The organism is Hallella absiana, from assembly GCF_025457485.1.
Classification (GTDB): Bacteria; Bacteroidota; Bacteroidia; order Bacteroidales; family Bacteroidaceae; genus Prevotella; species Prevotella absiana.
In genome coordinates this window covers 18,151-30,419 of sequence record NZ_JAMXSP010000030.1, presented here as the reverse complement: position 1 = coordinate 30,419, position 12,269 = coordinate 18,151, and the positions used below count along the sequence as shown (strand labels likewise).

General features: G+C 52.0%; 5 protein-coding genes. 3 read left to right on the top strand and 2 right to left on the bottom strand.

The genetic code is table 11. From position 1 onward, the window contains the following. Positions 1–724 precede the first annotated feature (724 nt). Together NG346_RS12045 and NG346_RS12040 are read right to left on the bottom strand one after the other, a co-directional pair. Positions 725–910, bottom strand: a complete 186-nt coding sequence (locus tag NG346_RS12045; RefSeq protein ID WP_262288788.1) for a PG1828 family lipoprotein — start codon at positions 908–910, stop codon at positions 725–727. 352 nt (positions 911–1,262) lie between these two features. After that, on the bottom strand, positions 1,263–5,339 hold the full coding sequence (locus tag NG346_RS12040; protein ID WP_262280980.1) for a two-component regulator propeller domain-containing protein: 4,077 nt from the start codon (positions 5,337–5,339) through the stop codon (positions 1,263–1,265). Positions 5,340–5,483: 144 nt separating this feature from the next. On the opposite strand from NG346_RS12040, the gene NG346_RS12035 reads away from it, so the two are divergent. From NG346_RS12035 to NG346_RS12025, 3 genes are all read left to right on the top strand, one after another. Next, positions 5,484–7,805, top strand: a complete 2,322-nt coding sequence (locus tag NG346_RS12035; RefSeq protein WP_262280981.1) for a hypothetical protein — start codon at positions 5,484–5,486, stop codon at positions 7,803–7,805. A 62-nt stretch (positions 7,806–7,867) separates the two neighbouring features. Then, positions 7,868–8,902 carry a glycoside hydrolase family 16 protein gene (locus NG346_RS12030; protein WP_262280982.1) on the top strand — a complete coding sequence of 345 codons (1,035 nt, stop codon included), beginning with the start codon at positions 7,868–7,870 and terminating at the stop codon, positions 8,900–8,902. Between the two features lie 176 nt (positions 8,903–9,078). Beyond that, complete coding sequence (locus tag NG346_RS12025) at positions 9,079–12,231, top strand: SusC/RagA family TonB-linked outer membrane protein (RefSeq protein ID WP_317620795.1); 3,153 nt, start codon at positions 9,079–9,081, stop codon at positions 12,229–12,231. Positions 12,232–12,269 lie beyond the last annotated feature (38 nt).

The following is a 12,269-nucleotide window of genomic DNA, read 5'->3' as shown; positions in this document are numbered from 1 at the left end:
TGCTTGTACCGTTCAAGGAGACTCTTGTACTTGTCTTTGCTTGCCATATTCATAATAATTTGTGCGCGCAAAGGTACAGACTTTTAAGCGAGGCTGAAATACGGTAATGCCGAGACGCTTACGAAAAAGCTGCTTTTTAAGCAAGAAACGATGTAAAGGATATTCAAGTCATAGGCCGTCAGACAATTATATATCACTGACAAAAATCGGGAAATCAGGCTCAAGACCACACCTGCTCGCAAAAATCGCGTTCTCGCGCCCGTTTTTTTGTCAGTTTATCCAACAATCGCTATTCTCCTTTGCAACCGCCCCTGTTCATAACACCTCCATTACGCACAAAGCCCCACACTGACTCAGTCCGAAAACATCAGTGTGAGGCCCTGATTTCTATCGCCATGCGATGCTCGTTTCAGTCTCTTCTCATGTCCTTGATGAAAGTGACAGTTTGCGCGATCACTGCGACAGAAGCCGTTACGACAATCATAATCGTTACCATCTCTAAATTTTCCTTCCTATTATATCCTTTTTACTTTTTTACAATGCAAAGGTATTGCCAAATATTGAAAGACGGTCTGTCTCCCCTTCTCTTTCTTGCTTTTACACTTGAAAAAGTTGACACACGTCAAGACCCCAGATTTACCTCAATCGTAAACATCAACAAACAAAAACGCCCGGGGCAAATAGCCTCGGGCGTATTCTCTCATTTTTCAGTTCGAGCTAACGATTACTTAGCCTGAGCAGCAGTTGTGTCTGCAGGAGCTGCAGCAGAGTCTGTAGCAGCGCTGTCTGTTGTGTCAGCAACAGCTGTTGTGTCAGAGTCAGTTGCAGGAGCAGCGCTCTGGTTCTTATTACCACAAGATGCGAAAGACATAGCTGCGATAGCTACGAACATAAAAACTAATTTCTTCATTTTCTTTGCTTTTTAAATCTGTAAAACAATCATTTGTTTATTAACAACGCTGCAAAGGTACGCATTTTTTCAATACGTTGTTCTTTTTTTAGCAACTTTTTTATGCGCCTCGTGTAACTTTTTTAAAACAAGCTGATAACCAGATACTTGCAGACTGCAAACAAAAGTTAACCTCAAAGCTTTCTTTCTTGGTTCTCCGCTCCTCCCGACTTTCCGCGCAGTCATTCGCTCGGCGTCTACCTGCTCCGATGATGCCTACAGCCCAGCAGAGCTCGCCGGCAGAGAGTCTCTTCCCCTGCCAGACAGCTGCTTCGCCGTGCGGCACTCTCAATCATAAGGCACCAGCGGCGCATTACAGGTAGTCTTTGGGCAGCACGTCGAACTGTTTCTTGAAGCAGCGCGAGAAGTATTTCGGCGTGTTGAAGCCTACGCGCGCCGCAAGGTCCACGATGGTGATCGAAGGTTCTGCACGCAGGAGCTTCGCAGCCTCATCGAGACGGATGCTGTTGACAAACTCCACGATGGTCTTGCCCGTGAGCGCGTGCACCTTATTATAGAGAGTCGACGAGCTGACGAGCATCTCCTTGGCGAAGGCCTCGCGGTCGAATGCCGTGTCATCGAGATGGTCCAGCACGATCTGCGTGGCCCGCACCATGAAAGCCTTGTCGGGATCGCTGCCCGAGGGCGCCTTTGTCTCGGCATGTTGTTGGAGTATGGCTTCCTGCCGGACGTTGTTTCTGACCTTTTGCCGGTTGGCGATGAGCATGTCGGCACGCAGCGTGAGTTCCTCAAACGAGAACGGCTTCGTGATGTAAGCGTCCGCACCGATGGCATAGCCCTCGTTCTCGTCTTCCTGCCGGTCCTTGGCGGTGAGCAGGATGACGGGCAGCTGCCAGAAGCTTTGGTCGTTTTTGATCCGCCGCGTGAGCTCAATGCCATCCATGACAGGCATCATCACGTCGGTGATCACAATGTCGAGCCGCTCTTTCTGTATCGTGTTCCACGCCTGCTTGCCGTTTTTCGCCGTGATCACCCGGTAGTGCTTGCTGAGCGCCTGCTTCATCAGCTCCAGCAGGTCGGCGTTGTCTTCCACGACGAGCATGGCGGGCACGTTGGCTTTGACCACGACACGCTCCTCGCGGATGCCTGGCCCGGTCTCGTTATTGTTCGTGAGATAGCGCATCGTCTCGCTGTCCACCTCCTTGCTGATCACCGAGCTGTCGATCTCCTGGGAGGGGTATGCCTTTTTGTTTACGGGTATTGTCACGGTGAACGTTGTGCCCACGCCCTTGCAGCTCTTGCAGTGGATCGTGCCGTGATGGAGCACCACAAGTTCGTGGACGAGTGCCAGGCCTATGCCCGTGCCTCCGGTGTTCTGTCGTCGGTAGTCGCCGTCGAAGAATCGGGTGTAGAGATGGCTGAGCTGCTGCTTGTCCATGCCGATACCATTATCCTTCACACTGATGACGGCTTCCTGCTCTTTGATGTCGAGCGAGAGAAGGATATGTCCGTCGTTGCGGTTGTATTTGATGGCGTTGGAGAGCAGGTTGTAGAGGATCTTGTCGAGCTTGTCGGTATCGAACCATGCAGTAGCCTCCTTATCCGGCAGAGCAGTCTCAAGGCTGATGCGTTTCTGCTCAGCCATGGGCCTGATCTCTTCCACCACGTTGCCGATGAACGCGGCGAGGTCGCCACGGCTCACCTTCAGCCGCAGCTGTCCGGCCTGGCTCTTGCGTACCTCGAGTATCTGTGTCAAGAGGCGTTTGGTGCGCTGGATGTTGTTGTCGATGACTCCATATTCGTCCTCATATTGCGGTGCCATTGATCTCAGCTTGTAGATCGTGGCATAGATGACCGTCAGCGGCGTGAGCAGTTCGTGTGTGATATTGGTCAGCATCACGCCCATGCGCAGCCGGTTTTGCGTGCGCAGGTGCTCACGATACCAGTGTATCGTGGCGAAGGTCGCCGCACAGAGGAGTACTATATATATAAGGTATGCCCACCACGACGCATACCACGGCGGCAGCACTCTGACGGTGACGCGATAGTCCATCTCCTGCCATTGCCCGTTGCTGCCCGCGGCACGTACGCGCAGATGGTATGTACCCGAGGGCAGGTTTTGATACGTCGCACTGTGACTGCCGCCTGCGCAGTATTTCCAGTCGTCGTCATAGCCTTCGAGCATATAGGAGTAGAGGTTCTTCTTGGCATTGCCGTAGGAGAGCAGCGCGAAATCAAAGCTGATCTTCTTCACCGACGTGGGCAGTGTGACGCGACGCGTAAACGACGGCGACTCTCGGGAGATGCGCTGCCGCAGCGTGCTGTCGGTCATCTGTCGCCACGGCTCATCGTTGACGACGATGTCGGTGATGATCAGCCGGTAGTTTTTCGGCTGATTCTTAGCCATGGTGGATGGGTCAAAGGCGATGAAGCCCTGCCGGCTGCCGAGATAGATTTCCCTGCCGAAAGCAGCGATGCTGTTTTCCGAGAACAGCAGGTCGCCGAGTCCGTCCTCACGCGTGTAGTAGTTGACATCCGTCGGCTTGCAGTCCTTGTCGAGGCAAAGGCGGATGAGACCATGGTCGGACGTCAGCCACAGGTCACCCCCACCGTCCTGAGCGATGGCGAGGACACGGTCGCCAGCGAGGTGATAGTCGCGGTTTTTAGCCTCAAAGCGGTCACCGGCAGCATTGTAGAGGAAGAGACCGCCGCTGTTGGAGATCGCCCACAGCCGTCCCTCGCGGTCTTGCAGGCAGTTGGTGGCGTCGTCGACGGCAAAGTTGCCCTGTTGCGGCGCGTACTGCCTCACGCTCATACGGGCATGGCGGCCGTCGGGCTTCACCACGCAGATGATGCCCTCGTTGTCGGTAGCCAGCCAGATGTTGCCCTGCCGGTCCTCGCTGATGCCACGGATATCGCAGTTCGAAAGGTCGCGGCTGCCTTGCCGGAGCGTGACCTGAGAGCCGCGGCCGTCGGGCAGCACCATGCTCAGACCACTGTGCTGTCCGATCCAAAGAACGTGTCGGCTTGACTCGAATATCGTGTTGACGAAATTCTCCTTCAACCATGGCGAGTTGCTCATGTCGAGCACCTCTGCCTCGCCCTGCGCCTTCTTGACGATAATGCCGTAGTTGTTGTCAGCAAACCACAGGTCACCGTTGCTCCGCCGGATGATACCCGAGAAGCTCGTGGTCAACGCGCTCGCCGGAATATTGCCGAAGCCGGGAATGTCGCGGTTGAGCCGCGTGGTGCCCGTCCGGCAGTCATAGCGTGCGATGCCATAGGGGTTGAGCCCTAACCAAAACGTATTGCCGTCGGGCGTATAGAGCGAGCTGACAAAGTTGACGGGAAAAGACTGCTGTCCCATATCCAGGTTATAGCAGCGGAATGGCGTCCGGTCGAATGTCGTCTGTATGACTCCATTGTTTTGTGTGAGCACCCAGATGTTGCCGCTGAGATCCGTGGCGATGCTGTTGCTGTAGTTCAGACTTGTGCCGTCGATGTTGGAAATTCGTTGCCATTGCGCCATGTCGTCGTTGATGTTGAGCATGCAGATACCCTCGCGTGTGGCAGCCCAGAGGTTGTGAGTGACCGGATCTTCCACAATGCTGAGGAAGATGTCGAAGTTGCCGGTGGTGAAAGGATAAACCTTCACCGCAGGATGGCGGACATCATCGGGATTGTCTACGCGCGCCACGCCGCATCCCCAAGAGCCCACCCAAAGGCGTCCGCGGTGGTCATAGCAGAGCGAGTAGGCCGAGTGGACGGCGTTGAGGGCAGGATAGCGCAGAAAAGTATGCGTGCCACGGCGCAGGCGCAGGAGGTCTGCCGCCCACGTGCCGACGATCAGGTCGCCGTTGGGAGCCTGCACCATGCTCTTCACGCTGTAGCCCGTCAGCCTTGTCTTTTTCCCGTCAGGTGTGATGAGCCACGAGTTCTTATTATTATAGGTGTGGAATCGCTGTGTCTTCTCGTCAAAGACCGACAGTCCGCCGTCGGTACCCACCCACAGCCGGCCCTGCGGATCGACATAGAGCGTGTAGATGATACGCTGGTTCTCGTCGGGCAGATGAAAGGTAGTGACCTGTCCGGTGCGCAGGTCGAAGCGCTGCAGCCCGTTGCGCGTGCCCACCCACAGCCTGTCGTGCTTGTCCTCGGCGAGAGATCGCACGGTGTTGTTGGGCAGCAGATGTGGTGAGTAGGCATCCGACCGGTAGGTCCTCACCTGATACCCGTCGTAGCTCTTGAGTCCATTGTTGGTGCCGATCCACAGCACGCCGCGATGGTCAAACATCATGCAGTAGGCATTCTCCGAGGGAGAGAGCAGCAGGGGAGGAAAACTGCGGAGAGAGAATGCCGCAAGGCTCCGGTAGCAACAGAGCATGCCCAGTGCGATGAGAATAATATATTTCTTTGTGAAGCTTTTCATGTGATTGCAAAGTTAAACATTTATTAATAAAGAGACAACGAAATATCATGATTTCTTCCCTATCGTTGTTGTTTTGTTCCCTATTTACAAAACTAATCATGCTAATTTTGCAACATACCAAATCATTCATTAAACCTAAATTATATGCAAAGACTCTACAAGACATTGTGGGTGTGTGCCTTTCTGGGCCTCACCGCGTCTGCCAACGCTCAGACTGACGTGACAAGTCAGTACTTGAAGAATGCAGACTTCGAAGGGAACTATACGATCCATACGGAGTATAGCAAGAATGTCGCCAAGGACCATCGAGCCATCTATCAGACTCAGGACTGGGATGTCGTCTATGAGAATGGAGACAAGAACGACTACTCTGTGCTGAAGGAAGGCGACCTTCTCTATTCCGCCAGCTTCAAAGGTAATTTCATTAACCTTGATGAGAAGAAGTTTGGCAAGCAGGCTTATCGTGTGCGTTTCCGTTGGGGCAATGCCGAATTGCTGAAGTTGCAGCAAAGCGTCACCTTGCCTGCAGGTGCTTATGAACTTTCTGCCGATATCATTGGCAATGATAAGGGTAAAATGCATATCTTTGCGGGAAAGACAAAGTCTATCGGTAATGTCACTGACAGCAAATGGAAAAACGTCAGCGTGACTTTCCGCTCTGACGGCACGACACCAATAATGCTTGGAGTGGCTTTCGAGCGTTCGAAAGATGACCAGCAAAATGGTGTCGACAACTTCAAGTTGACAGCCGTCATTGATAAGACAGCTCTCAATGCCGCTATCGCAAACGCCACCACAGCCAATGCAACGCTCAACGATGGCGACTTGCAGACTGCCGTCGCTACGGCTCAGACGCTGGCTGACAGCAATGACGCAACACAGGAGGCTGTCGACGAAGCCGTGAAGACTCTTGCCCAGGCTGTCAAGACAGCATCCACGAAAGACGGTGCCAACGTCACCTACCTGCTGACAAATCCTTCTTTCGAGGATGGTGACACGGGATGGTCTCACGACAACGGATCTGATACCAAGGTGAAGACATTTGCTGCCGACGAAGACAAGACGGGTTGCGACGGCGAGTATTACTTCAACGCTTACGACTATAACAACACGAAGAACAAGAAACGCTATGTCAGTCAGACTGTCAAGGGGCTCGCTGCCGGATACTATCAGGTGAAGGCAGCCGTGCAGATACCTTCCGCAGCTCAGGTGATGCTCAAAGTCGGTGACGGCGAAGAGCAACAGTTGGCCGCTTCCGCTGAGCATCCTTATACTACAGTGGAAAGCAATTTAGTCGCTGTGGACGAAGGTGCTTCGCTGACGATACAGGTCAGTACGGAGGGGGATGGCGACAAGGCATGGTTCCGTGCCGATCATTTCCAGCTCGTCTATACCACGTTGGAGACGGGTGCTAAAGCTGGTTATGCCGACTTGGTTAAGGAAGCGAAAGCCTTGCTCAGCCCTGTTCTCGGCGAGGGCGAGAAAGATGCTTATGAGCATGTGACGGGCGTGGAGCGCCAAAACTTACAGCAACTGGTCGACAAGGAGGTCACTTCCGGTTTCTATGCAACCACAGAGACTTTGACAGCAGCCATCCAGGCTTTCCGCGAAGCCAAGAGCAGCTATGATGCTTTCGTACTTGCCAAGACTGCTGAAACAACAGAGTTGCCTTATGCCCTTGCTGACATGCTGACTGCCTTTGAGAATGCCAAGCAAGCCGGGGAGCCTTCAAGTGCTGAAGACGCAACTGCTAAGGCAAACGCTATCTACTCGGCACTGAGAGCCTATGTAGAAAGTAATGGCATTGCGGAAGCCGTGGAGGGTACCGAAGATCTGACGAGCTCGATAGCGAATCCTTCCTTCACTAAAAATATAGACGGGTGGACCTACTCTCAAACAGGTGGCACGCTCGGCTGGAAAAACAATGAACCATATACGCTGGCAGACGGCTCTAACGGCGGCTATTTCGATTACTACAACGGCACTGCCAACAATCAGGAAGTGACCACCGAAGTCTATGATCTCAGCAAGGGTGACTATCTTCTCACGGTCTGTGCCCGCGCTCAGCAAGGCTTTACTAATTTCTCAATGAGCGTATGTCTGGTCAACGATAATGATGAACTGACGACAGACATCGCAAAGACGGCTTTGCCTGCTGTCGGCAACGAAGGCGGTGTGTTTGGATACGGATGGAACGATACAAGCCTGAAGTTTACCTTGGATAAGGATCAGTTGATTGGCATCAAAGTGGCCAATGGTCCTGTGGACGGAAAGAATGTCGCCGGATGGTACAGCTTCTCACGGGTCAGACTGGTGAAGATCGGCGATGGTACGGCAACGGGCATTGCTTTGCCTACGGCTCGGCACGGAGAAACGGAGACGCTGTATAACCTTGCCGGTCAACGAGTGGACAAAGACTATCGTGGCCTGGTGATCAAGAATGGCAAGAAAATCATCATCAAATAATTAAATCAGGTTGGTGGCATCGTGCCACCAACCGCTTTCATCACACCTTATTATTATATACCATGAAGAAAATCCTTTTACTGGCGCTGTCACTGGCGGCAGCAGTGGGCATATACGCTCAAGGAACTGACGAGGCTATCGCTAATGCCTATCCTGGATATGAGCTGATCTTTCACGATGAGTTCGATTACACAGGACTTCCAAAAGATGAATATTGGGGCTATGACCAAGGCCACCGCAACAATGAAGCCCAAGGCTATACGTACAAGACACGCAAGAACGCCAATGTGAAAGATGGCAACCTGGTCATCTCTGCTTATAAGGAGAATACGACGGTCAACGGCAAGAGCTATCAATATTCTTCTGCCTCTCTCGTCAGCAAGGTAAAGCAGGATCCCAGTCAGAACCGTGCCGGTTGGAAGTATGTGAGAATAGAAGTTCGTGCCAAAATTCCATGCGCATTGGGCAACTGGCCTGCCATCTGGATGCTTGGAGCCGACCCCAGTTGGATCGCATGGCCCTATAGCGGTGAGATAGATATCATGGAGTATTATCCAAGTGGCGGCAAGGAGGCTATTCACGCCAATGCCTGTTGGGGCGACGGATGGTCGCAGTGGGGACAAATATGGAAAAGCAAGGTGAAGTATGTCTCTGATCTTGTCAAGAAAGACAAGGACTGGCGCAACAAATATCATGTGTGGCGGTGTGACTGGGATCATGATTATATCCGCATCTATTGCGACAATGAGTTGCTCAACAGCATCCGCGTCTCTGATGCCCAGGAGAGCCACGTGTGGTGGGGCAACGGTGATATGGCTAAGGACTACAATCCATTCCGTGACCAACCCATGTATCTGCTCATCAACCTTGCCTTGGGAGGAAACAACGGAGGATCACTTTCAAACTTCAAGAGTCCGCAGCGCTACTATATCGATTATGTGCGGGTATATTCCAAGACATCGTCTACAGGTATCAGCTCTTTGACGTTAGACAAGAATCAGGACTCATATTTCTATGCACTTGACGGCAGGCGTAGTGTGCGCCCCCACAGCAAGGGAATATACATCTGTCAAGGAAAGAAAGTTGTGATCCGTTAATGGATTATTGCGTTTTTATCGATATCAAGCCCTTATATCACGATTTGTTCCCTATATGTTAAGTGATTTTTGCAATCTTTGCACTGGTGAAAGAAGTGAGCGACGCTTAACGCTATGCAATCTTTAACAAAGAGAATAACTAATAACATCTATTATACGACTAAAAGCTTAAATGCATGCAAAACGATTTAAGTAAAAAGCTGGCAGGCCTGACAACTTGTGCCATGATAGGGATCCTACCCCTGACGATGGCATCTTTCTCGATACAGGCCCACGCCGCCTCCGCGGTGCAGCAACAGACAAAGTCCGTGAAAGGAATGGTAGTGGATCCCAGTGGGCAGCCGATCATTGGAGCCACCATCCTCAACAAAGCCGGTAAGGCGATTGCCGTCACTGATCTCGACGGAAAATTCACGGCGTATGTGAATCCTGGTACTGAACTCACGGTGTCTTCCGTGGGGTATGCCTCTAAGAAAGTTAAGGCTTCTGAGCGGGACATGATGATTACGCTCTCCGATGATGCCAAGCAATTGCAGGAAGTGCAAGTGGTGGCTTACGGTGCTCAGAAGAAGGTGACCGTCACGGGTGCCATCTCAGGTATCAACGGTGCAGAGTTGACTACAGTTCCGACAGCTTCCGTGACCAATATGCTGGCCGGTTCTGTGCCGGGCATTTCTTCTGTGCAGTACTCTGGTGAGCCGGGAGCTGATGCCGCCTGTATCTTCGTGCGTGGTAAGGCCACTTGGGCCAACTCTTCACCGCTCATCCAGGTGGATGGTGTGGAACGTGACTTCTCTGAAATTGATCCTAATGAAATCGAAAGCATCACAGTGCTCAAAGACGCGTCTGCTACGGCCGTCTTCGGTGTGCGTGGTGCCAATGGTGTCATCCTTGTCACGACGAAACGCGGTAAAGAGGGTAAGGCAAAAATCAATATGTCGACAAGTGCCAGTCTTGTCATGCCGACAGACTTGCTCAAGCTCGCCGGCTCATACGATTATGCGCTCTACTGCAACCAGATGCAGCTCAACGATGGTGCTGCTCCCCGGTTCTCTGATGCCGTACTGCAGAAGTTCAAGGATCACTCCGATCCTATACGCTATCCTGATGTCGACTGGATGGACTATCTGCTCAAAGGCTCTGCCCTTCAGACCCAGCACAACATCAATATCAGTGGCGGTACGCAGAAAGTCCGCTACTTCATCTCTTTGGGTGCCTTCACTCAAGATGGCTTGTTCAAGCAGCAAGGACTGGATTATGATTTCAACTTCAAGTACAAGCGTTTCAACTATCGCGCCAATCTTGACTATGATGTGACGAAGACAACAACGCTGTCGTTGAATATCGGTGGACGTGTGGACATCAAGCAGACTCCTATCTCTAAGGAGGATGGCAACCAGCTCTTCCGCACGATCTATAACACTACGCCGTTCTCCAGCCCCGGCGTCATTGACGGCCGTTACGTGCAGTCGACAACCGATGTGGATGCCGACGGCAACTCGCTGCCATTCGTCGGCATGGACGGTCTGTCTTCTTTCTACGGAAAAGGCTACAGCAATGTCAACACCAACACTCTGAATATCGATGTGGTGCTCAATCAAAAACTCGATGTCATCACCAAGGGATTGTCATTCAAGTTGAAAGGCTCCTACAACAGCTCCTATAGCACGACCAAACAGCGTAGCGGCGGTGTGGCAACATATAATCCTGTGCTCGTGGACGGCGTGATGCAGTATCGCAAGAATGGCCAGGATTCTCAGTTGGGCTACAGCGAATGGTTTGGCAAGGCACGTGACTGGTACATGGAGGCCAGCTTGAACTATAGCCGTAATTTCGGACTTCATCATGTGGGTGCGCTGGCTCTCTACAACCAAAGCAAGACCTACTATCCCGGTTCTTACTCCGATATTCCTCACGGCTATGTAGGTATGGTGGGCCGTGTGACCTACGACTATGCCAATAAATACATGGCTGAATTCAATATCGGTTACAATGGCTCGGAAAACTTTGCGCCGGGCAAACGCTATGGTACTTTCCCTGCTGGATCTGTGGGATGGACGATATCTGAGGAAAAGTTCTGGCTACCCATCAAAAAGTATGTCGACTTCCTCAAGCTGCGTGCTTCCTGGGGGCTTGTGGGTAACGACCAGCTCAACGGCCAGCGCTTCATGTACACGGCTGATCCTTATAACCTCTACTCCAGTTGGGGCGCCTACAACCATAATTATCTCTATGTCTACAACTTCGGTACCAACACTGATACTTATCAGCACGGTGCGGCCGAGGGTACCAAGCACAACGCTGCCGTGACTTGGGAGAAGTCATTCAAGCAGGACTATGGTGTGGATGCTTACTTCCTTTCCAGCCGGTTGAAAGCTACTTTCGATTACTACTACGAGCGTCGTAAAGACATTCTGCTCACCTCTGCCGTGGCACCAGGTATCCTTGGCTTCACTTTGCCTGCAGCCAACCTTGGTAAGGTCAACAGCTGGGGTTATGAAATCTCTTTGAAGTGGCAGGACCGCATCAGCAACAATTTCCGCTATTATGTCGAAGGCAACCTGTCCTACAACCAGAACGAGATCAAGGAAAAGATGGAGGCTCCGCAGAGCTATGACTGGCTCTATCAGAAGGGACACCGTATTGGCTCACGTCTCATCCGCCAGTTCTGGGGACTCTATGACAGCAAGACATCCAACGATAGATACAAGGCTCAGTATGGTGAAGACCTGCCGACTCACAGTGTCGTGCTGAAGGATGGTGATGCGGTGTATGTCGACTTGAACCATGATGGCGTCATCGACAACAACGACTATAGTTATGCCATCGGTCACACCGATGATCCTGAGTACACGGCCGGACTGAATATGGGTTTCCAGTGGAAGCGGTTTGAGTTCGGCATGCGATGGACAGCAGCCTGGAATGTCAGCCGTATGCTTGACGAGTGCTTCCGTCAGCCACTCGGTGACCAGCAGGAGAAGGCCTTGCTGCAATATCAGTTCGACAACGTGTGGACCCCCGACAATCCCGATCCCAATGCCAAGTACCCGCGTGCTACTAAGCTGAATGCCAGCAACAACTACGCTGCTTCTACTCTCTACGAGGTAGATGCCAAGTATCTCAGACTGAAGAGCGCGCAGATCGCTTACCATTTCGATTTCCCGTGGATGCATCAGATCAAGATGACAGATATGACGCTCCAGCTCTCGGGCTATAACCTTCTGACTTTCTCTCCCTTCAAGTGGGGTGATCCTGAGTCTCGTACCAGCTCGCGTCCAAACTATCCTTTGACACGCTCTTTCGCTGCTACGCTGAAATTGGGATTCTAAGGTTGATAGACATTTCTCATAATCAATGAAAGACAATA